Source organism: Mycobacterium kyogaense (assembly GCF_036946525.1).
Taxonomy (GTDB): domain Bacteria; phylum Actinomycetota; class Actinomycetes; order Mycobacteriales; family Mycobacteriaceae; genus Mycobacterium; species Mycobacterium kyogaense_A.
The window spans coordinates 46,942-69,065 of record NZ_JAQIIY010000023.1 but is presented as its reverse complement, the minus strand read 5'-3'; the positions used below and the strand labels follow the sequence as shown (position 1 = coordinate 69,065).

The window sequence follows — 22,124 nt, the reverse complement described above, 5'->3', positions numbered from 1 at the left end:
CCATTCTTGCTCGTCACTGGGCAATCTCACGAGCGAAGCGATACGTGTCGGACAACTCGCCACGCCCTTTCGAGCAGTTGCTCGCCGTCCCCGTTATCGCAATGGCCACCGGCGCCGGCCCAGGCTGACCCGCGGCGCGGGCGCCTCCCCGGAAATGTTGCGTCGCACGACGTCCGCCAGGGTCGATGTCGAGTCGATCACCGTGCACCCGACCTCGGAGAACGTCGCTTCACCGTACACGGCAGGGTCGAGCAATGGGTTGGTCAGCGCCTGGGAGAAGGCGTCCACTGCCACCATTGCACTCATCAGCGGGGGCAGCGTGCTGCCGCGCCGGATGTCTTCGGCGAACAGTCCCACGAACAGCTCGACCCGGGCCATCCCGTCGTCGCCGTAGCAGGCCTTCAGCGCCTCACGCACCCGGCGATCCGAGGTCAGGTCGTCGATGGTCTGCAGCTGCGGGAAGCCACACGCGCTCCGGTAGGCGTTGTAGGGCTGCAGTGCGGTGTGCCGGCCGATCGCGATCGACTTCTCCTCGATCGCGAGCAGGCTCGGATCCGTGTTGCCGAGGGCGATAGTGCTGCAGGGCTGTCGCGACGCCTCGTCGAACAGCGCAGACAACCCGTGTTCGGTGACCGGCCGGGTGTCCCACCACATGTCGGCGAAACGCTGACGCTGCCCACCGACGGTGACCTCGGTGGGCACCAGCGAGTGCCACCGATACAGCAGGTTGAATTCGACCGACATCCAGTTCTGCCGGTACCACCTCTCGTGCGCGCCGATGCCCGGCTCGACGGACAGCGGGAACTTGATCGGCGTGATGTGGTTGATGTAGTCCTCGATGACGATCTTGAGCAGCACCACGGTCAGCGTGTTACGGGTGGTGTCGAACACCCGGTCGTCGCTCCAGGCGGGGTTTTTCTCGCTGATCAACGCGGCGATGCGGTTGTGTTCGCGCAGGAACAGCGTGCTCATCATCACGAAGCCGTAGTGGATGTTGCCGCGGGGGATGCCGAGGGCGAAGAGCTTCGACTGCAGAGCATCCGGCACCGGGCCGCCGCGGTCGGCCTTGAGGTCGCGTCCCTGGAACACGGTCTCGAGGTCGGCGAACTCCGGCTTCACGCGGCCGTCGGCATCACACAGGTAGGGCGGGAACTCCCCGCCGCGGATGCGTTGGCTCTTCAGGCGGCCACCGCTGCCTGCGCGCAGCATCCGCGTCACCACCTCGTCCTGACCGTAGAGCTGGCTCAGGTCGATGTCGTGCGTCGAGGTGTTCCTGGTGTCGTCGTCCGGGTCCGTCCGCAGGAACCCGTCGACGAACCACTGCGCGAAGATCGGGAACAGCAGCGTCGACTTCTGCGAGTCCGGGCATCGCGGCCCCGGGCGAGCGAACACCTGGGCCACGCTCGCCGAAGCGGGCAGGCCGGCGGCGTACGCGGGCAGCGGCGGCAGGTGCCGCTGGCTGTAGGTGCGGTCGTGCAGCGACTCCCAGGAGGTCCAGTCAGCCATGGTGCTCAACGCGCCGGGCCGGGTCTGCATCGTGTAGATCAGCGAATTGATGAGCCAGCGGTTGACGAGCTTGCCGACTCCGGGTGTCACCCGCAGCGCACGCCAGATCAGCGTGAAGTGCGTGGTGGCCAGAATGCGGACACCGCGTGAGACGCCGTTCTTGCGCCAGAACCCCCCGGTCACGGACGTCAGGATACGACCAGTACGCGGCTGGCGGACGTTCTCAGCCCAGCATGGTCGCGATGGCCGACGCCAGGTCCGGACCCGACGAGTTCGACAGGTTCTGGTACGTGCCGCCGGTGGTCGAGGAGACGGCCTCCCAGGTCGACCGATCGGGGTCGTCGCCGAAGTCGATCACGTTGATCGCGACGGGTTTGGCCGGGTCGAAAGCTCCGCTGACGTACTGGCGCAGACCGTCGTCACCGAGGGACTGGTCGGTGTGCGGACCCGCCGTGATCACGAGTACCGAATTCTTCTGTCCCTGGCGGTATTTCGCCGACGCATCGGTGTACACCAGGCGCAGCGTCGTGAACGACACGGCGCCGCCGCCCGATGGTGTCTGCTCGTCCAGCGCCGAGGTCAACGCAGCCGATCGGGGTTGACCGTTCACCTGGTCCGACAACGCACCCAGCGTCACCTCCGAGCGTCCGGCGACCCCGTCGAAGGTCCACAGCCCCACCCCGGAGTCGGGTGGCAGCACCTGCAGACGCGCCTTGAGTGCATCGACGACGTTGCTCAGCCGCGCCTTTCCGCCCTCGTCGGTCGGCATCGACTGGTTGAGCATCACGGTGACCGTCGGGCTCTGCGCCGGGCTGGACAACGTGTCGGCGATGGTAGCCCGCAGTGCGTTGTCGCCGAGGTCGATGGGTGTGCCGATCGGCCCGAACGTCACGACGTCGCTGGCCGGCGGCTGCTGACCATCCACCCGGAATCCGGCGTTGGCGAAATCGGCGAGCTGGTCGGGCTTGCGCATGAAGCGGGCGAACTCACTGGCCGCCGAGATCTGCTCCTGGGCCAGCCAGTCGCCGGAGAGCAACACGGTGGGGAAGTCGGCGACCGCGGTGGGGCCCGGCGGCAGCCACACGGCCAGCTTGGCCTTGGCGTCAGGGGTGTCCGCAGCTTTCTGGAAGAGCCGCTGCTCGGTGGTCACCACTGCGTGCACCGGCGCGGTCGCCGGATCATCGGCGCCGAGGAGCGCGTCGAGCGCTGTGCCGGCGTTCGCGTCGTCGGTCCTGGGTGCGGCGGCCATCAGAGTGCTGATCGCACCCAACCCGGCGCTGGGTGGCGAACCGGCAGGTGCCGCTTCGGCGGCGACCGCCTCGGCGGCCAGGTAGGACGCGTCGCTGTCCTGGCCCAGGGGCAGCGACAGCCGCAGGCCGCCCCAGCCCTGCAACCCCAGCCCGTCCAGGCCGGCCGGGTCGCTCTGCAGCCGGGGGACCGTGCCCCAGTTCTGGTCCTTCATGGCGCCCTGCAGTTGCGGCGACATGGCCACCACCACCGGCGAGGTGACCAGGGAGCGGCTGTCGCTGACGGTGCGCGGCCCGGTCTTGGCCTCCAGCCTGGCCTCCGACGCGGAGCTGGCGGGGATCCACAGGGCGGGGCGCTGCCCCAGGTCAGCCGGCCAGTCGCCGGACAGGCCGTTGAACACCTGCTCGGAGTCGGCGGAGGTGACGTTGACCTTCACGCATTTGTCGCCGACGGGCTCGGCGGTGTCGTTGTAGCGCTGAGCCAGCGCGGTGACGGGCTCGGCGATCGCGGGATCGGCCACCACCGCGACGGCGACCTCGCCCTCGACGCAGCGCGCCGCGGCCGCATCAGAGCGGCTCGACAGGGCGTCGCCGAAGAACCGCCACAGGATCACGGCGCCGACGATGACGACGACGCTGATCAGAGCGACGATGACGCTGACGGAGATCTTCCTGCGACCCGGGGTGATGGCCCGGTGGCTGCCGGTCCACTCGCCGTTGTCCCATCCGCCGCTGCGCTGTCCGTCAGGACGCTGTGCAGTGTCGCGCTCTGCAGTGTCGCGCTCTGCAGTGTCGCGTTGTGCAGCGTAGAAGCGTTCGGTCTGCGACTCGTCGGGCGCGGGTCCCTGCCGCCGGGTGGAGTCGGAGTCGTCGGGATCGGGAAGGCTGTGTCTACCCAAGGTGGTCCTGTACCTGCCTCGTCGTTGCCCTGGTCGGTCGTGGCGTTCAGTGTGTGCTGTCGGCGGCTTTGAACTCGCGCCGGCGGCGGTGCAGGATCGGCTCGGTGTAGCCGTTGGGCTGCGCCCCGCCGTCGAGGATCAGCTCCTGGGCCGCCTGGAACGCGATGCTGCCCTCCGGGTCGGGCGCCATCGGCCGGAAGTCGGGGTCCTTGGCGTTCTGCTCGTCGACCACGGCGGCCATCCGCCGCAGGCTGGCCTTGACGTCCTCGGCGGTGATCACGCCGTGGCGCAACCAGTTCGCCAGCAGCTGGCTGGAGATCCGCAGCGTCGCACGGTCTTCCATCAGCGCGACGTCGTGGATGTCGGGCACCTTGGAGCAACCGACGCCGGCATCGATCCAGCGCACCACGTACCCGAGGATCGACTGACAGTTGTTGTCGACCTCTTCGCGGATCTCGTCGGATGCCCACGCCAGCTCCTTGGCCAGCGGGATCGTGAGCAGTTCATCCACGGTCGCGCGCCTCGTGCCCTCCAGCTCCTTCTGCACCGCGAACACGTCGACCGCGTGGTAGTGCATGGCGTGCAGCGTCGCTGCCGTCGGGGACGGCACCCAGGCGGTGGTGGCGCCGGCCTTCGGCTGGCCGATCTTCTGCTCGACCATGTCGGCCATCAACTCGGTCATGGCCCACATGCCCTTGCCGATCTGCGCCTTGCCCGACAAGCCGGTCTCCAGACCGATGTCGACGTTCTGGTTCTCGTACGCCGAGATCCAGGCGGTCGATTTCATCGCGCCCTTGCGGATCATCGGGCCCGCCTCCATCGACGTGTGGATCTCGTCGCCGGTGCGGTCCAGGAAGCCGGTGTTGATGAACACCACCCGATCGGCGGCGGCCTTGATGCAGGCCTTGAGGTTCAGCGTGGTGCGCCGCTCCTCGTCCATGATGCCGACCTTGATGGTGTTCTGCGGCAGGCCCAGCACGTCTTCGACCCGGCTGAACAGCTCGCAGGTGAAGGCGACCTCGTCGGGGCCGTGCATCTTGGGCTTCACGATGTAGATCGAGCCGGTGCGGCTGTTGAGCAGCGGCCCGTTCCCGTCGTCGTCGCGCAGACCGTGGATGCCGATGAGGCTGGTGAACAGCGCGTCCTGGATACCCTCGGGCACCTCGGCACCGTCAGCGTCGGTGATGGCGTCATTGGTCATCAGGTGGCCAACGTTGCGGACGAACAGCAGGCTGCGGCCCGGCAGCGTGATCTCCTCGCCGTCCGGACCGGTGAAGGTGCGGTCGTCGTTGAGCACGCGGGTGAACGACTTGCCGCCCTTGCTGACCTCTTCGGACAGATCGCCACGGTTCAGGCCGAGCCAGTTGCGGTAGCCCTGCACCTTGTCGACGGCGTCGACGGCCGCCACCGAGTCCTCGAAATCCATGATCGTGGTGATCGCCGACTCGAGCACGACGTCCTTGATCCCCGCCTTGTCGGTCGACCCGATGGGGGAGTCGGCGTCGACGAGGATCTCGATGTGCAGGCCGTTGTTGATCAGCAGCACCGCGGTCGGAGCGTCCGGCTCCCCGAGGTAGCCGGTGAACTGGGCCGGATCCTCCAGCTCAACCGATCCGCCGTCGTCGAGCGTGGCGGTCACCGCACCGTCGGCGACCACCAGTCCGGTGATGTCGGCCCACGAGCCCTCCGCCAGCGGCGCGGCGCCGTCGAGGAACTTACGCGCGTACGCGATGACCTTGTCGCCACGGATCTTGTTGTAGGAGTCGCCGGGCTCGGCGCCGTCCTCGCTGGAGATCACGTCGGTGCCGTACAGCGCGTCGTACAGCGAGCCCCACCGGGCGTTGGCCGCGTTGAGCGCAAAGCGTGCGTTGAGCACGGGCACCACCAGCTGAGGACCGGCCGTGGTGGTGATCTCGTCGTCGACGCCGGCCGTGGTGATCGTGAAGTCACCGGGCTCGGGCTCCAGATAGCCGATGTCGGTGAGGAACTGCTTGTACTCCTCGGGTTCGAACCCGCCGATGATGCGGGCGCGATGCCACCGGTCGATCTGGGCCTGCAGCTCGTCGCGGCGGGCCAGCAGTTCCTGGTTCTTGGGGGTGAGGTCGGCGACCACCTTGTCGACGCCGGACCAGAACGTGTCGGGATCGATCCCGGTACCCGCGAGCGCCTCGTTGGTGATGAAGTCGTACAACACCGGGGCGACGCGCAGGTTACCCACCGTCACACGTTCGGTCATGATTCCTCCCTCGGCGGCATGCGCGCGCCGAAACGCGCACTGCCTGTCGTGAAATCCGTCGATCCAGCTTACCCGCCGGTAATCGCCTCACCCGTGCCGGTGAGCGTGGCCTCGTCGGCGAGCGCGATGCAGGCGTCGACGAGGCGGGTCCGCAGCGGCGCGGCTCGGTCACTGATCGCCTCCTGCGCCGCGGCGTATTGCGCTCGGCCGGCGGGTGTTTCGACCGGGATGGGGGTGAAACCGTAGTCGCGCAGGTCGTACGGGCTGGCCCTCATGTCCAGGATCCGGGCATCGACGGCCAAAGCGAAACAATCCAGCAGCACGGAGGATTCGATCAAGGGCCCGAGTTTGGCCGCCCACTTGTACAGGTCCATGCCGGCGTGTACGCACCCCGGCTGCTCCTCGGCGATCTGCGTGCCCCGAGACAACGGCCGGACGTTGCGCGGTGCGGCCGCAGGGGTGAAGAAGCGGTAGGCGTCGAAGTGACTGCAGCGCAACGGCATCGACTCGACCACGGCGTCCGTGCCGGCAGCCCCGAGCCGCAGCGGCACCGCGTCGTGGCGCACCTGCTGTGTGCGGTAGACCATCGCCCACTCGTGCATACCGAAACAGCCGAACCGCGGGGCCCGCGACGCCGTCGCCGTCAGCAGATCCGCGACGAATCTCACCGTGTCAGAACGCGTCACCAGATGGTCATGACCGACTGTCACACCGTCACCGTCGCGCCGGTAACCCGACCGGGTCAGATAGGCCTCGGCTCCGGCTCCGGTCAGCACGACGCCGTAGCCGGGATGCCAGATACGCAGATGTCGCGGGCGAAGCCGGTAGTAGGTGAACAGGAAGTCGAACACCGGGTGCGGCCGCCCGGTGTGCCTGCGCTCGACGTGTGGTGCGAGCAACGCGTCGGCCCGCCGCCGGTGGGCGTCGGCCCGGTCCTGCCAGTCGTGCGGTTCAGACATGCCCGTCACACACGGTGGGTGCCGTCGCGGACCGTCCCGACCAGGTCTTCGACGAGGTCTTCCAGGGCGACCATCGCGGTGATCGTGCCGTCGGCGGCGGTGACCAGGGCGAGGTGGCTGTTGGTGCGGCGCAGCCGCGTCAGCGCATCGGGGAGCGGCATCGAGGCCGGCACCTGGGGCAGCGGGCGCACCATCGACGACTCCAGCACCATCGATTCGTCGTTCGGGCCGTCGAGCAGCGGCAGCACGTCCTTGATGTGCAGGTAGCCCGCGTATGCGCCGGAGGGGTCGGCGACGGGGAAGCGGGAGTACCCGGTCTCCGTGAGGGCCTGCTCCAGCGCGCCGATCGTCGGCCCCGCCCCGGAGCGTGCCGCAGGGACCGCGCGGATCTGGTTCAGCGGCAGCGCGACGTCGTCGACCACGCGGTTGCGGATCTGCAGGGCACGGGTCAGCCGGGTGTGCTCCTCGGGGTCGAGCAGGCCCTCGGACAGGGATTCGGCAATCATGTCCGAGAGCTCGACGGTCGACACCGTGACGTCCAGCTCGTCCTTCGGTTCCACACCGAACGCCCTCAGCGTCGTGTTGGCACACCAGTTGTAGAACGCGATGAACGGCCGGGCGGCGCGGATCCACACCAGGTAGATGGGGATCAACAGCATGGCTGTGGATTCCGGGCCGGCGATCGCGATGTTCTTGGGCACCATCTCCCCGAGAAGGACGTGCAATGTCACCACGATCGACAGCGCCACCAGGAACGAGACGGTGTGCAGCAGCGCGGTGGGGATGCCCAGCAGATCGAACGGTTTCTCCAGCAGGTGCGCCACTGCCGGTTCGGCGACGCGGCCCAACAGGATCGAACACACCGTGATGCCGAGTTGTGCGCCTGCCAGCATCAGCGACAGGTTCTCGCCGGCCCGGATCACGGTGACCGCACTGTTCTTGCCCTGCTCGGCGAGCGCCTCGAGCCTGTCCCGGCGCGCCGAGATCAGCGCGAATTCCGAGGCCACGAAGAAGGCGTTGGCAGCCAGCAGCACGAAGGTCAGCAGTACGCCGAAGATGTCACCCATCAGGCGTCCTCGTCGGTGTCGGTCGTGTCGTCCGTGTCGCCGGTGCGGCCGAGCTTGGTGAGCTCCAGTTGGTCGATGCGCCGGCCGTCCATCTTGACGACGGTGGCCAGCCACTTGATCGGGTCGTCGATCGGGCCGTCGGGGTCGAAGGCGATGAGCTCCACCGCTTCTCCCTCGGCGGGAATGTGGCCGAGCTGCTCGAGGACGAGGCCGCCGATCGTTTCGTAATCGCCTTCGGGAGCGCGGAATTCGGTGTTCTCGGCGACTTCGTCGATGCGCAGCAGCCCGGAGACCTGCCAGTTGCCGCCGGCGTGGACGACGTCGGGCGGCTCGACGTCGTGTTCGTCACGGACGTCGCCGACGATCTCCTCGATCAGGTCCTCGACGGTCACCATGCCCGCTGTGCCGCCGTATTCGTCGACGACGAGCGCGGTGGCCAACCCGTTGGCCCGCACTTCCGACATCACCGCGTCACCGTCGAGGGTGGACGGCACCCGCGCCACCGACTGCACGATGTCGGACAGCTTCGTGGTGGCCCGCTGGCCGTGCGGCACGGCGAACACCTGTTTGACGTGGACGACGCCGATGGTTTCGTCGAGGTCACCGCGGATCACCGGGAAGCGGGAGTGCCCGGTGCGGACCGCGGCCTGGCTCAGATCGACCACGGTGTCGTCGGCGTCGAGGGTGTCGATCTTGGACCGGGGCGTCATAAGCTCTTCGGCGGTCCGATCGCCGAACTGCAGGGACCGGTCGACGAGCACCGCCGTCACCGGGTCCAGCGATCCGCTCTCGGCCGAGGACCGGACGAGCGACACCAGCTCCTGCGGGGAACGAGCCGAGCGCAATTCCTCGGCGGGCTCGATGCCGAGGCGGCGCAGGATCCAGTTCGCGGTGCCGTTCGTCAGCCGGATCAGCGGCGTGAACAGGAACGAGAACATCAGCTGCATAGGCGCCGACCACCGCGCGGTGCCCACGGCGCGGGCCACGGCGAGGTTCTTGGGAACTAGCTCGCCGAACACCATGGACACCGAGGTCGCGATCAGGATCGCGAGGACCAGCGCCAGCGTGGTGGCGGCGCTCTTGGGCAGCGACAGGGCCGCCAAGCCGGGTTCGAGCAGGCGGGCCACGACGGGTTCGGCGAGGAAGCCGGTGGCCAGTGTGGTGATCGAGATGCCGACCTGGGCGCCGGAGAGCTGGGTCGAGAGCGTGCGGTGCGCGCGCTGCACCAACTGGTCGCGACGGTTTCCGGAGCGGGCGTTGGCGTCGACGGTGCTGCGTTCGAGCGCGGTCAGTGAGAACTCGGCCGCGACGAAGACGGCGGTGCCCGCGGTGAGCACCACGATGGCCAGCAGCGAGAGCAGAGAGGTTGCGACGGTCACCGACGACCGCCCGGTGCGGCGTGGAGTGTGGAGCCGGGCCCGGGGCCCGGCCGACTAGGGGAAGGTTCGACCTCTGCCGGCTCCCGGTCGGGCCGCTCGGCGAAAATGGCCGGCTCGGATGGACGTCCATCCAGTGCCTGCGGCACCTGATCCCTTTCGGCGCAGTGATATCGAATTGCCATCCATGCTAACCGACTCGTGCGCACCTCCCGAGCCGGGCGATCGGTCTGGTTAGGCTCGCCTTAGGTAGTGGTAGGTTCACAGCGAACGATCAGGAAAGGCGGACCCCCTTTTGTCGCTCACGCAGTCGCTCACCCACTCGGTCACGAAACCCTCCCGCTGGGCGGGCGCGATCGCCACCGTCGCCGCCCTGGTGGCGCTGACCGCCTGCGGGTCGTCCACCACCACCGACGACGCGGACAAGGTGGTCGTCTACTCGGGCCGTAGCGAGGAGCTTGTCGCCCCGCTGCTCGCGCAGTTCACCGACGACACCGGCATCGAGGTGGAAGCGCGATACGCCGGTTCGGGGGAGATGGCCGCCCAGCTGATCACCGAGGGCGACAAGTCCCCGGCCGACGTGTTCCTCTCCCAGGACGCCGGCGCGCTCGGCGCTGTGTCGAAGGCCGAGCTGCTGGCCCCAGTCGATGCCGAGACCCTGAAGGCGGTGCCCGCGCAATACGCCGCCGCCGACGGCACCTGGGTCGGCGTCTCGGGACGCGCTCGCGTCGTGGTCTACAACCCGACGCTGGTGCCCACCCCGCCGGACACCATCGACGGACTCCTGGCCCCCGAGTGGAAGGGCAAGATCGCGTTCGCGCCGAGCAACGCGTCATGGCAGGCATTCGTCACCGGACTGCGGGTGGTGCGTGGCGACGACGGCGCCGAGCAGTGGCTGCGCGCCTTCAAGGCCCAGGACCCCAAGCCCTACGAGAACAACGTCGCCGTGCGCGACGCGGTGGACGCCGGTCAGGTGCCGCTGGGCCTGGTGAACCACTACTACCTCTATGAGCTGATCGACGCGAAGGGCGCCGATTCGGTGACGGCGCAGAACAAGTTCATGGCGGCAGGCGATCCCGGCGGCCTGGTCAACGTCGCGGGTGTCGGCGTGCTGAAGGCCGCCCCGAATCCGGAAGGCGCACAACGGTTTGCGTCATATCTGGTCGGGGAGGCCGCCCAGAAGTACTTCGCCCAGGAGACCGAGGAGTACCCGTTGGCAGCCGGCGTCGCGCCGTCGTCACAGATGCCGCCGCTGAGCGAGCTGCAGCCGCCCGCGGTCAACCTGTCGCAGCTCGACGACATCGAGACCACGCAGGAACTCCTGGTCAAGACCGGCCTGCTCACCAATTGACGGCAGGATCGGTCCGGGCGGCCCGCCCGCCGGCGCTCCTGCTCGCCGCGGCTGCGGTGGTGGCCGCGGCGACGCTGATCCCGCTGGTCTACCTAGGTGATCGCGCGCTGTCGCGGGGTTGGGCCGCGGTCGTCGACGAGGTGGTGCAGCCGCGCACCGCGGCGCTGATCGGCCGATCGGTGCTGCTGGTCGTCACCGTGACCGCGGCGTGCGTGCTGCTGGGGGTGACGCTGGCGGTCCTGCTCACCCGCACCGACCTCGCTGGCCGGCGGATCTGGAGTGTCGCGTTGACGCTGCCGCTGGCGATGCCGAGCTATCTGCTGGCGTACCTGTGGGTGTCGGTCTTTCCGTCGATCGCCGGGTTCTGGGGTGCGGTGCTGGTGCTGACCCTGGTGAGCTACCCGCTGGTGCTACTGACGACGACGGCGGCGCTGGCCCGGGTGGATCCGGCACAGGAAGAGGTGGCCCGGTCGCTGGGCCGGGGCGGCTGGTCGGTGTTGTTCGGTGTGACGCTGCGGCAAGCGCGGGCGGCGATCGCCGCGGGGGCACTGCTGGTGGCGCTGTATGTACTCAGCGACTTCGGGGCGGTGGCCGCGATGCGCTTCGAAGCGTTCACCTGGGTGATCTACGGCGCCTACCGCTCGGGCTTCAATCCGTCCCGCGCGGCGGTGCTGTCGCTGGTTCTGCTGGTCTTCGCGGTGGCCCTGGTGATCGCCGAGCACGCCGCCCGCGGGCGTGCGGCAGCCTCGCGCGTCGGCTCGGGCGCACCCCGGCCCGCGCCCGTCAGCCGGCTCGGGGGGTGGCAGGGGCCGGCGCTGCTGATGCCCGTCGCGGTGCTGGCCGCCGCGGCGCTCGTGCCCGGCGCCGAGCTCGTGGACTGGCTCAGGACCGCGGGTGCCCGCTGGGACGGCGAGCTGTGGATCGCGGCGCTGGGGTCGACGCTGTGGTTGTCGGCCGCCGCCGCGGTGGTGTCGACCCTCGCTGCGCTGCCGCTCGGTGTGCTGGCCGCCCGGCACCGTGACCGTGCCACCCGAGCGTTGGAGGGTGCGAGCTACGTCGCGCACGGCCTGCCCGCGATCGTGATCGCGATCTCGATGGTGTCGCTCGGGGTGCTGCTGCTGCGGCCGATCTATCAGCGTGAACCGCTGCTGATCCTGGCCTATACGGTGTTGTTCGTGCCCCTGGCCGTCGGATCGGTGCGCGCGGCGGTCGAATCGGCGCCCATCCGACTGGAGGAGGTCGCGCGGTCGCTGGGCCGCCCGCCGGTGCGCGCGTTCACCGCGGTGACGGCGCGGGTGGCGCTGCCGGGTATCGCGGCGGGCGCGGCGATGGTGCTGCTGACGTGCATGAAGGAACTGCCGGTGACACTGCTGCTGCATCCGACCGGCACCGACACGCTGGCCACCCGGCTGTGGGGTTACAGCTCGGTCAGCGACTATGCCGCCGCGGCGCCGTACGCGGCGGCCCTGCTGGTCTTCGCCGCGGTGCCGACGGCGCTGCTGGGCGCATGGAGTGTGCGCGGTGACTGATGGGGGTGGCGGCGCACGGCATCGAGAAGTCCTTCGGCAGTCGCCGGGTGCTCGCCGGGGTGGATCTGGTGGTCCCCGAGGGCACCATGACGGCGGTGCTCGGGCCGTCGGGCTGCGGTAAGACGACGCTGCTGCGCATCCTCGCCGGGTTCGCCGATCCCGACGCCGGCACGGTCCGCATCGCCGGTCAGCTGGTGGCCGGCGGGTCCGCGCCGGTGCCCGTGCACCGGCGTCGCGTCGGCCTGATGCCGCAGGAGGGCGCGCTGTTCCCGCACCTCAGCGTCGGCGGCAACGTGGCGTTCGGGATGCCGCGGGGTGAGCGGGTCGAGCACTGGCTCGAGGTGGTGGGCCTCGGCGGGCTCGCCGACGCCCGGCCGCACGAGATCTCCGGTGGGCAGCAGCAGCGGGTGGCGCTGGCCCGCGCGCTGGCGGCGCGGCCGCGGGTGCTGCTGCTCGACGAGCCGTTCGCGGCGCTGGACGCCGGGCTGCGCACCCGGGTGCGGGAGGACATCGCGTTGATCCTGCGGGACACCGCCACGACGTCGATCCTGGTCACCCACGACCAGACCGAGGCACTGTCGCTGGCGGATTCGGTGGCCCTGCTCATCGACGGGTCCGTGGCTCAGCACGGCAGCCCCGCCGAGCTGTATCAGTGCCCGGCCACGCTGGCGGCGGCCCGGTTCGTCGGCGCGACGGTGGAGGTGCCCGGCAGCGCGGCGGCGGGTGTGATCCGCACCGCGTTGGGCTCGCTGCCCGCGCTGTTGCCGATCTCCGACGGCCCCGCGGTGGTCGTGCTCAGGCCCGAACAGCTGCGCCTGGGTTCCGGCGCCCCGGCCCGGGTGACGGCCTGCCGCTTCTACGGCCCGGACACCGCCGTCGATCTCGTGCTCCCCGACGGTGCCGCGGTGCGGATGCGCGCCCCCGGCCGGGTCGACGTCGCGCCCGGCGCTGACGTCACCGTCGAGGTCTGCGGGCAGGTCCTGGCCTACCCGTCACCATCCGGTCGGCAGGGGATGGCCCTCGGCGAAGCCGGCGGCTGACTGCACCCCGAGCACCACCTTCTCGTGCAGCTCGGGCAGCGTGCGCGCGCCGACGTAGGTGCAGGTGCTGCGCACGCCGGAGGTGATGTGGTCGAGCAGGTCCTCCACGCCGCCGCGTGCCGGGTCGAGGTTCATCCGCGAGGTCGAGATGCCTTCCTCGAACAGACCCTTGCGCGCACGGTCGAAGGCGCTGTCGGCCGCGGTGCGCGCGGCGACGGCACGCTTGGAGGCCATGCCGTAGCTCTCCTTGTACGGCTTGTCGTCTCGGTCGTGCAGCAGATCGCCGGGGGATTCGTAGGTACCGGCGAACCATGACCCGATCATCACGTTCGACGCGCCGGCGGCCAGCGCCAGTGCGACGTCGCGGGGATGACGCACGCCACCGTCAGCCCATACGTGACCGCCCAGTTCCTTTGCGGCCGCGGCACATTCGACGACCGCCGAGAACTGCGGGCGTCCGACGCCGGTCATCATCCGGGTCGTGCACATCGCGCCGGGACCGACGCCGACCTTGACGATCGACGCGCCGGCGGCGATCAGGTCGCGCGTGCCCTCGGCGGAGACGACGTTGCCTGCCGCGATCGGCAGCCCGAGGTCGAGCGCGGCGACGGCGGCGATCGCGTCGAGCATCTTGGCCTGATGGCCGTGGGCGGTGTCGATCACCAGCAGGTCCGCACCCGCGTCGGCGAGACCGCGGGCCTTGGCCGCGACGTCGCCGTTGATGCCGACCGCGGCGGCGATGCGCAGCCGGCCCTGCGCGTCGACGGCGGGGGCATAGATGCCGGCGCGCACCGCACCAGTGCGGGTCAGCACGCCGGCCAGGGCGCCGTCGCCGTCGGTGAGCACCGCGACGTCGGTGCCCTTCTGGGGTGCGTGGTCGAGCAGGTCGAACACCTTGCGCGGGTCGGTGCCCACCGGCGCGGTGACGAAGTCCGATATCGCCACGTCGCTCACCCGGGTGAAGCGGTCGACGCCGGTGCAAGCGGCCTCGGTGACCAGGCCGACGGGGCGACCGTCGGCGACGACGACCGCGGCGCCGTGCGCCCGTTTGTTGATCAGCGCGCACGCGTCGGAGACGGAGTCGTCGGGGGAGAGGGTGACCGGTGTGTCGACGACGGTGTCGCGACTCTTGACGAACTCGACGGTCTGCTGCACCGCGGACAGCGGCAGGTCCTGGGGCAGCACCACAATGCCGCCGCGGCGGGCGATGGTCTCGGCCATCCGCCGGCCGGCCACCGCGGTCATGTTGGCCACCACGACGGGGATCGTGGTGCCGGAGCCGTCGACGGTGGACAGGTCGACGTCGAACCGTGAGGCGACCTGCGTGCGGCCCGGAACGATGAAGACGTCGTTGTAGGTCAGGTCGTACGGCGGCCGGTGGCCCTCGAGGAACTTCACGCCGACGAGTCTAGTGGGGTCACTAACCCCTGCTCGCGGAGAGAACTCAGGCCTCGATCTGGCTGCGGTCCCCACTCCACAGCGTGTGAAAGCGCTTGGCGGGATCAGCGTCGATGCGCCCGTAGGTGTGTGCGCCGAAGAAGTCGCGCAGCCCCTGGGTCAGCGCGGCGGGCAGCCGCTCGGTGCGCAGCGCGTCGTAGTAGGACAGCGCCGAGGAGAAGCCCGGGATCGGGATGCCCAGCTCGGTGGCCTTGACCACGACCCGGCGCCAGCTGTCGATGCCGGCTTCGATGGCGTCGCGGAAGTACGGCGCGGCGATCAGCGTCGGCAGGTCGGGGTTCTCGTCGAACGCGTCGGTGATCCGGTTGAGGAACTTGGCTCGGATGATGCAGCCGCCGCGCCAGATCCTGGCCATGTCACCCGGGGTGATGTCCCAGTCGTACTCGGCGCTGCCCGCCTGGATTTGGTTGAAGCCCTGCGCGTAGGCGATGATCTTCGACGCGTACAGGGCCTTGCTGACGTCGTCGATGAATTGCTGTGCATCAGAGGGCTTTTCACCGAGCGCCCCGGAGGCCAGATCGCTGGTGGCCTTGCGCTGGGCGACCGATCCGGACAGCGCCCGCGCGAACACGGCCTCGGCGATACCGGTGACCGGTACGCCCAGATCGAGCGCCGACTTGACCGTCCACCGCCCGGTGCCCTTCTGTTCGGCCTCGTCGAGGATGACGTCGACCAGGGGCTCGCCGGTGGTGGCGTCGGTCTGGCGCAGCACGGTCGCGGTGATCTCGATCAGGAAGCTGTCCAGGTCGCCGTTGTTCCACTCGGCGAAGATGTCGGCGATCTCGGGGGCGGTCTTGCCCAGCCCGTCACGCAGCAGCTGGTAGGCCTCGCCGATGAGCTGCATGTCGGAATACTCGATGCCGTTGTGCACCATCTTGACGAAGTGGCCTGCGCCGTCGGGCCCGATGTGGGTGCAGCACGGCACGCCGTCGACGTGGGCGGAGATCTCCTCGAGCAGCGGGCCCAGGCTCTTGTAGGACTCCGCAGGCCCGCCCGGCATGATCGACGGGCCGTTGAGCGCGCCTTCTTCACCGCCGCTGATACCTGCGCCGACGAAGTGCAGGCCACGCTCCCGGATCGCCTTCTCCCGACGGATCGTGTCGGTGTAGAGCGCATTGCCGCCGTCGATGATGATGTCGCCGTCCTCCATGGCGTCGGCCAGTTCGTTGATGACGGCGTCGGTCGGATCACCGGCCTTGACCATGATGATCACGCGGCGCGGCTTCTCCAGCGCGTCGAGGAACTCCTCGATGGTCTCGCTGCGCACGAACTTTCCTTCCGAGCCGTGCTCGGCGAGCAGCGCGTCGGTCTTGGCGGTGGTCCGGTTGTGCAGCGCGACGGTGTAGCCGTGGTGGGCGAAGTTGCGCGCCAGATTCGACCCCATCACTGCAAGGCCGGTCACTCCGATCTGCGCGGTGCCGGTCGTCGAGTTGGCAGAGTCGGTCATGAAGCGCCTTTCGTTGTGCGGTTGTGTGAGTTCAGGCAAGCATCAAGCGGTGAACAGCCGGTGCAACTCGGTGAGCCACGGCACCGCCAGCGCGATCGTCGGCACGACGAGCACTGCGGCGGCGCAGACGTAGGCGCCCGCGGCCAGCGCGCGACTGTTCGGGGCTCCACCCAGGCGCCGCACCCGCACCACCGTCGTGGGTCCGCCGGCGGCAAGCGCGCCGCGCGGGGTGTGTCCGGCGGCGCAGGCGACCAGCGCGCGCGCCAGGGGAGTGGGTCCGGTGTGGCGAACCGCGGCGTCGTCGGCGAGCGCCTCGATGAGCAACCGCACCGCGTTCAGCGCGTGGGCGCTGCGCACGATGCGGGGGAACGCGGCGTGCACCGCGGTGAACATCTCGAGCACCAGGTCGTGCCGCGCCCGCAGGTGTGCGCGTTCGTGCGACAGGATGGCCGAGATCTCGTTGTCCGACAACGTGTTCAGCGCGCCTTCGCTGACCACCACGCGGCTGCGGACACCGGGCAGGCAGTAGGCCAGTGGTTGGGCGACGTCGAGGATGCGGACACCGTGGGCAGCCATCGGTCGGGTGGGGTGGGCGCCGACGAGGTCGACGATCATCCGGTGGTGGGCGCGACGGCGCCGGGTGGCGATGGCCACCTGCAGGACGGAGATGACCAGCCGGGCCCCGACGACCAGTGTCAGCGCGAAGACGACGATGTAGGCGGTCCACAGCGGCCAGCCCAGATCGTCCAGTGCGGTGACGATCGTCGCCGTGGGCCTGCCGTCGGGACCGGGCTCGAACAGCCGGCTCGCGATCGCGATGCCCGCGGAGAAGAACGACAGCACGGCGGCCAGCGCGATGGACTGCCAGAGCACGATCGCAGCCCTGGGCGCACGCAACGGCCATGATGCGCGGGCCAGCAACGCAGGCACCGGCCCCGACAACATCAGGGCGACGATGGTGAAGGCCAGCGCGGACACGCTGTCAGTGTCTCTCAGGTGGTGCCGTGATCGCCAGCGGGTGGGCCTGTGCGGTGTTTGTCCTCGAGTTCAGCGAGGGCCCGGCGCAGTGCAGCGGCCTCGTCGGCGCCGACGCGCTCGACGAAATGCACCAGGGCCGCCTCCCGGCTGCCGGAGTCCGCGGCCTGGTCGAGGGCATCGACCATCAGTCCCGCGACCAGTTCGTCGCGCCCGTGGGTGGGGGCGTAGCGGTGGGCCCGGTCGTCGCGGTGCTGGACCACGAGGTTCTTCTTGGCCAGCCGTTGCAGCACGGTCATGATCGTCGTGTACGCGAGGTCACGTTCCGACGACAGCGTCTCGTGGACCTGCCGCACGGTCTGCGGCTCACCCGCGGACCACAGGTGGTCCATCACGGAGCGCTCGAGCTCTCCGAGCCGTGTCAACTTCGGCATGGTCCTCTCTCCTACCGGGGGTGGTTGCGAGCCTACTACGGGATTACTACCGCGCGTCGTATCAAGTGCGACGAGCTTGTCGTTCGCAACGCCGGCCCGGCGCGCACCGGTGCCGGGCGGTGATGTGAGTCCGATCACGGCGACGACCTCCTGCGGAGCGGGTGCCCCTCGTGGTTATAGTAAGGCTAACCTAACTCACTGGAGGTTTCCGTGTCGGTTCTCGTCGACGATCCACTCATAGCCAGCATGACGATCAGGCGTCCGTTGCCGATCCACGCGTCCAGCAACCGGCTGCGAGAATTGGACCCGGACAGTCCGCGCGTGCACGGAGTCGCGGTCATGGGCGACCTGTCCCGGCGCCGCTGGTGGCCGCTGGCCGAACTCCTGACAACCGACCGGCTTTCTCGGATGTACGCGGCCGGGCTGGCCGAGATCGGCAACCCCGCCACCGTCACCCAGCAGCTCGCGGCGACGTTCGCTCACGTCGTCGTTGGTCGCGTGATCCCGCTGCTGGTGCTGGAGGGACGGGCCTGGGACACCGGGCCCGAAAACCTCTGGGTGCACGTGGATTCCGAGGGGACGATCGACTGGGTGGGCGTGGCCGATCCGACGCTCCGGGCCTTGTCGGATGATCCGGCCTTCGCCGGCCGTCGCACCCTCCGGCGCGAGGGCATCATCGCGCTGCCCAGCGAAGCCGCCTTGACGACGTGGGTGGCTCACCGCAGCCACCGCGCACTGGGCCCGCTGTTCACCCGACTCTGCGCCGAGGGCGACGGCACGCCGGTGTCGGTGATGTGGCACGCCGTCGGCGCTGCAGCGGTCAGCGCGGCGACGCAGATTCCCCTGCTGGCCGGCAGCAGTGAGGCGGTGAGCATGCGACGTACCCAGGCAGTGCTCGATGCGCTGATGAGCTTCGGCCTCCCGGTGCGCGGCGGCCACCGGCCAATTGCGACAAAGCTCTTGCTTAATTAGGGCAGCCTTGCCTATATTGAACGGGTACCACCCGGACCGCGCCGGAGTCCTGAGGGCTGCAGAGACCCCCGGTCCGACCACAGAACGGGCCCCACGCCGTATGGCGTGGGGCCCGTTCGCTCGGCCCGTCTACTCGGGCCCATTCCTCGGGGCCCCACCGACGGCGTGTAGACACGATCCGTGACTGATCTTCCCGAAGGACTCGGTGACGGCTTCGACACCGTGCTCGGCCTGCGCTACGAAGAAATGTCGGCCGACGGCGGCCGCGCCACCCTCGAGATCACCGACGCACTGCTGCAGCCCTGGGGCATCGTGCACGGAGGGGTCTACTGCGCGGTGATCGAGAGCATGGCCAGCGTGTCCGGCCACGTCTGGCTGACTCAGAACGGCGGCGGATACGTCGTCGGGGTCAACAACACCACCGACTTCCTGCGCGCCATCCGCTCGGGCACCGTGACGGCCAGGTCGACGCCGATCCACCGGGGCCGGCGCCAGCAGCTGTGGCTGGTGACCATCACCGAGGGCACCGAGGAGAGCGGGCGCCTGGTCGCCCGCGGACAGGTTCGCCTGCAGAACATGACCGAGGAGTAGCGCCGCACACGTGTGCGCTGCCCAGAGCCGCCGGTCGTGGCAGGATCGCCGTCTATGCGCCTGACACCGCATGAACAGGAGCGGCTGCTCATCTCCTATGCCGCCGAACTCGCCCGTCGCCGCCAGGCACGCGGATTGCGGTTGAACCACCCCGAAGCAGTCGCGGTGATCACCGACCACATCCTCGAGGGCGCGCGCGACGGACGCACCGTCGCCGAGCTGATGGCCAGCGGCCGCGGCGTACTGGGCCGCGACGAGGTGATGGACGGGATTCCCGAGATGCTGCACGACGTCCAGGTCGAGGCGACGTTCCCCGACGGCACCAAGCTCGTCACCGTCCACGATCCGATCACATGATCCCCGGCGAATTCGTCTTCGACGACGACGACATCGAACTGAACCCCGGCGCGCAACGCCTCGAGCTCGACATCGTCAACACCGGCGACCGGCCGGTGCAGGTCGGCAGCCACGTCCATGTGCCGCAAGCCAATTCGGCGCTGGACTTCGACCGCCCCGCCGCACACGGCTACCGGTTCGACATACCGGCAGGCACCGCGATCCGCTTCGAACCGGGCATCGCCCAGCGCGTGAGCCTGGTGCCGCTGCGCGGCGCACGCGAGGTGCACGGCCTGAGCTTGGACCCACCGGGCAGATTGGATGCCAACTGATGACGTCACTGTCCCGGGCGCGCTACGCCGCGCTCTACGGCCCAACGACGGGTGATCGCATCCGGTTGGCCGACACCGATCTGTTCGTCGAGATCACCGAAGACCGCAGCGGCGGACCGGGACTGGCCGGCGACGAAGCGGTCTTCGGCGGCGGCAAGGTGCTGCGTGAGTCCATGGGGCAGTCGCGCGCCACCCGCGCCGAGGGCGCGCCGGACACCGTCATCACCGGCGCGGTGATCCTCGACTACTGGGGAATCATCAAGGCCGACATCGGCATTCGCGACGGTCGCATCGTCGCGATCGGCAAGGCCGGCAACCCCGACATCATGTCGGGCGTCCATCCCGATCTGGTGGTCGGCCCGTCCACCGAGATCATCTCCGGCAACGGCCGCATCGTCACCGCGGGTGCCATCGACTGCCACGTCCATCTGATCTGCCCGCAGATCATGGAGGAGGCGCTCGGCGGCGGCATCACCACCATCGTCGCGGGCGGCACCGGTCCCGCCGAAGGCAGCAAGGCAACCACCGTCACTCCCGGGGCCTGGCATCTGGCGCGCATGCTCGAAGCCCTCGACAGCTGGCCGCTCAACGTCGCACTCCTGGGCAAAGGCAACACCGTCAGCGCCGAGGCGATGTGGGAGCAATTGCGGGGTGGCGCAGCAGGATTCAAGCTGCACGAGGACTGGGGTACCACCCCGGCGGCGATCGATGCCTGTCTGACCGTGTCCGAGGCCGCAGGCGTGCAGGCCAACATCCACACCGACACGCTCAACGAAGCGGGGTTTGTCGAGGACACGCTCGCCGCGATCAAGGGCCGCTCGATCCACGCCTACCACACCGAGGGAGCGGGCGGAGGGCACGCGCCCGACATCATCACGGTGGCGGGCAAGCCGAACGTGCTGCCCAGCTCCACCAACCCGACACGACCGCACACGGTCAACACCCTCGACGAGCACCTCGACATGCTCATGGTGTGCCATCACCTGAACCCGAGCGTGCCCGAAGATCTGGCGTTCGCCGAGAGCCGGATTCGGCCGTCGACGATCGCAGCCGAGGATCTGCTGCACGACATCGGCGCGATCTCGATGATCGGCAGCGACGCCCAGGCCATGGGCCGCATCGGCGAGGTGGTGCTACGCACGTGGCAGACCGCGCACGTGATGAAGCGCCGCCGCGGCTTCCTGCCCGGGGACACCCGGGCCGACAACACCCGGGCGCAGCGCTATGTGGCCAAGTACACGATCTGCCCCGCGGTCGCCCACGGCATGGATCGCGAGATCGGCTCGGTCGAGGTCGGCAAGCTCGCCGATCTGGTGCTGTGGGAGCCGGCGTTCTTCGGGGTGCGTCCGCACGCCGTGCTCAAGGGCGGCATGATCGCGTGGGCTGCCATGGGTGATGCGAACGCCTCGATTCCCACCCCGCAGCCGGTGTTGCCACGTCCCATGTTCGGGGCGACGCCCACGGCAGCCGCCGCTACGTCGGTGCATTTCGTTGCGCCACAGGCGATCGAGGACGGACTGGTCGATCGTCTCGCGGTGCGGCGCCGCCTCGTCGCCGTGGAGAACGTCCGCGCGATCGGCAAGGCGCAGATGCCGCTCAACGACGCGCTGCCCGACATCCGGGTGGATCCCGACACGTTCACCGTGCACATCGACGGCGAGGTGTGGCAGGAGCAACCGGCCGCGGAACTGCCGATGGCGCAACGTTACTTCCTGTTCTGATGATCACAACGCTTCTCGCGCTGGCGGATTCGCGGCTGCCCACCGGCGGCCACGTGCACTCCGGTGGTGTCGAGGAGGCCGTGACCAGCGGCCTGGTCGTCGACCTGCCCACCCTGCGGGCCTACCTGCACCGCCGCGTGCGCACGACCGGCCTCGTCACGGCATCCCTGGCGGCAGCGGTACACGGCGGGGCACTCTCGTCGGCCGCGGGCGGCTCGGGGGAGACCGAAACCGATGCACGCACACCGGCTCCCGCGGCGCGCGCGGCGTCGCGCGCCCAGGGCAGGGGACTGGTCCGGCTGGCCCGGCGCGTCTGGCCCGACACCGACTGGGCAGCGCTCGGACCCACCCCGCACCTGGCGGTGGCGGCGGGCGCAGTCGGTCGCGCCAGCGGAATCGCCACCGAGCACACCGCGCTGTCGATCGTCTACACCACGATGACGGGGTCGGCCACCGCCGCCCAGCGACTGTTGGCCTTGGATCCCGGCGACGTCGCGGCGGTGACGTTCGCGCTGGCCCCGCTGTGCGAGGACACCGCGGCCGAAGCCACCCGCGGTCTCGCCGACCTGTCCGATCCGCTGCTCGACGTACTCGCCCAGCGCCACCTCGACCGTGACCGCCCCCTGTTCGCGTCCTGACTGGAAAGAA

18 protein-coding genes and 1 pseudogene are annotated in these 22,124 nt (G+C 69.5%); 9 read left to right on the top strand and 10 right to left on the bottom strand.

What is annotated here, in order from left to right:
* Nucleotides 1–93: 93 nt before the first annotated feature.
* From PGN37_RS19700 to PGN37_RS19675, 6 genes and pseudogenes are all read right to left on the bottom strand, one after another.
* The gene (locus tag PGN37_RS19700) at nt 94–1,689 is read right to left on the bottom strand and encodes a peroxidase family protein (RefSeq protein WP_335332692.1); all 1,596 of its coding nucleotides are present in this window, start codon (nt 1,687–1,689) and stop codon (nt 94–96) included.
* Between the two features lie 40 nt (nt 1,690–1,729).
* Nucleotides 1,730–3,652 carry a hypothetical protein gene (locus PGN37_RS19695; protein ID WP_335332691.1) on the bottom strand — a complete coding sequence of 641 codons (1,923 nt, stop codon included), beginning with the start codon at nt 3,650–3,652 and terminating at the stop codon, nt 1,730–1,732.
* Nucleotides 3,653–3,660: 8 nt separating this feature from the next.
* Nucleotides 3,661–5,888, bottom strand: a pseudogene (locus tag PGN37_RS19690) (malate synthase G); the annotation flags it as partial.
* Nucleotides 5,889–5,956: 68 nt separating this feature from the next.
* Nucleotides 5,957–6,847 carry a 3-methyladenine DNA glycosylase gene (locus tag PGN37_RS19685; RefSeq protein WP_335332689.1) on the bottom strand — a complete coding sequence of 297 codons (891 nt, stop codon included), beginning with the start codon at nt 6,845–6,847 and terminating at the stop codon, nt 5,957–5,959.
* 5 nt (nt 6,848–6,852) lie between these two features.
* Complete coding sequence (locus tag PGN37_RS19680; RefSeq protein WP_335332688.1) at nt 6,853–7,914, bottom strand: hemolysin family protein; 1,062 nt, start codon at nt 7,912–7,914, stop codon at nt 6,853–6,855.
* Nucleotides 7,914–9,293, bottom strand: a complete 1,380-nt coding sequence (locus PGN37_RS19675) for a hemolysin family protein (RefSeq protein WP_335332687.1) — start codon at nt 9,291–9,293, stop codon at nt 7,914–7,916. Before PGN37_RS19675 ends, PGN37_RS19680 begins: the two co-directional genes overlap by 1 nt.
* A 292-nt stretch (nt 9,294–9,585) precedes the next feature.
* Here PGN37_RS19675 and PGN37_RS19670 point away from each other — a divergent pair, with 292 nt between their 5' ends.
* From PGN37_RS19670 to PGN37_RS19660, 3 genes are read left to right on the top strand one after another with little or no spacing between them, the layout of a single operon-like run.
* On the top strand, nt 9,586–10,641 hold the full coding sequence (locus PGN37_RS19670) for an iron ABC transporter substrate-binding protein (RefSeq protein WP_335332686.1): 1,056 nt from the start codon (nt 9,586–9,588) through the stop codon (nt 10,639–10,641).
* A complete protein-coding gene (locus tag PGN37_RS19665; protein WP_335332685.1) occupies nt 10,638–12,170 on the top strand; it encodes an ABC transporter permease in 1,533 nt (510 codons plus the stop codon). The genes PGN37_RS19670 and PGN37_RS19665 overlap by 4 nt, the downstream gene beginning before the upstream one ends.
* Entirely contained in the window at nt 12,170–13,210 is a 1,041-nt protein-coding gene (locus PGN37_RS19660; RefSeq protein WP_335332684.1) for an ABC transporter ATP-binding protein, read from the top strand. Before PGN37_RS19665 ends, PGN37_RS19660 begins: the two co-directional genes overlap by 1 nt.
* Here PGN37_RS19660 and PGN37_RS19655 read toward each other — a convergent pair.
* From PGN37_RS19655 to PGN37_RS19640, 4 genes are read right to left on the bottom strand one after another with little or no spacing between them, the layout of a single operon-like run.
* Nucleotides 13,163–14,608, bottom strand: a complete 1,446-nt coding sequence (locus tag PGN37_RS19655; RefSeq protein WP_335332683.1) for a GuaB1 family IMP dehydrogenase-related protein — start codon at nt 14,606–14,608, stop codon at nt 13,163–13,165. The two genes, PGN37_RS19660 and PGN37_RS19655, sit on opposite strands and share 48 nt — an antisense overlap.
* Nucleotides 14,609–14,654: 46 nt before the next feature.
* Nucleotides 14,655–16,115: an NADP-dependent phosphogluconate dehydrogenase gene (gene gndA / locus PGN37_RS19650; protein WP_335332682.1), complete on the bottom strand. Its 1,461-nt coding sequence runs from the start codon at nt 16,113–16,115 to the stop codon at nt 14,655–14,657.
* A gap of 42 nt (nt 16,116–16,157) precedes the next feature.
* Nucleotides 16,158–17,093 carry a M56 family metallopeptidase gene (locus PGN37_RS19645; protein WP_335332681.1) on the bottom strand — a complete coding sequence of 312 codons (936 nt, stop codon included), beginning with the start codon at nt 17,091–17,093 and terminating at the stop codon, nt 16,158–16,160.
* 14 nt (nt 17,094–17,107) lie between these two features.
* Nucleotides 17,108–17,524 carry a BlaI/MecI/CopY family transcriptional regulator gene (locus tag PGN37_RS19640; RefSeq protein ID WP_335332680.1) on the bottom strand — a complete coding sequence of 139 codons (417 nt, stop codon included), beginning with the start codon at nt 17,522–17,524 and terminating at the stop codon, nt 17,108–17,110.
* Between the two features lie 210 nt (nt 17,525–17,734).
* Between PGN37_RS19640 and PGN37_RS19635 the strand changes: the two genes are divergently transcribed.
* The 6 genes from PGN37_RS19635 to PGN37_RS19610 all read left to right on the top strand — a co-directional run bounded on the left by PGN37_RS19635 (nt 17,735) and on the right by PGN37_RS19610 (nt 22,114).
* Nucleotides 17,735–18,496 carry an iron reductase gene (locus PGN37_RS19635; protein WP_335332679.1) on the top strand — a complete coding sequence of 254 codons (762 nt, stop codon included), beginning with the start codon at nt 17,735–17,737 and terminating at the stop codon, nt 18,494–18,496.
* A 180-nt stretch (nt 18,497–18,676) separates the two neighbouring features.
* The gene (locus tag PGN37_RS19630; protein ID WP_335332678.1) at nt 18,677–19,087 is read left to right on the top strand and encodes a PaaI family thioesterase; all 411 of its coding nucleotides are present in this window, start codon (nt 18,677–18,679) and stop codon (nt 19,085–19,087) included.
* A gap of 54 nt (nt 19,088–19,141) precedes the next feature.
* On the top strand, nt 19,142–19,444 hold the full coding sequence (locus PGN37_RS19625) for an urease subunit gamma (RefSeq protein ID WP_335332677.1): 303 nt from the start codon (nt 19,142–19,144) through the stop codon (nt 19,442–19,444).
* Nucleotides 19,441–19,755 (top strand): urease subunit beta, encoded by a 315-nt coding sequence (locus PGN37_RS19620; protein WP_335332676.1) that lies wholly within the window; start codon nt 19,441–19,443, stop codon nt 19,753–19,755. The genes PGN37_RS19625 and PGN37_RS19620 overlap by 4 nt, the downstream gene beginning before the upstream one ends.
* Nucleotides 19,755–21,476, top strand: coding sequence for an urease subunit alpha (locus tag PGN37_RS19615; protein ID WP_335332675.1), 1,722 nt, complete (start codon nt 19,755–19,757; stop codon nt 21,474–21,476). Before PGN37_RS19620 ends, PGN37_RS19615 begins: the two co-directional genes overlap by 1 nt.
* A complete protein-coding gene (locus PGN37_RS19610) occupies nt 21,476–22,114 on the top strand; it encodes an urease accessory protein UreF (RefSeq protein WP_335332674.1) in 639 nt (212 codons plus the stop codon). The genes PGN37_RS19615 and PGN37_RS19610 overlap by 1 nt, the downstream gene beginning before the upstream one ends.
* Nucleotides 22,115–22,124 lie beyond the last annotated feature (10 nt).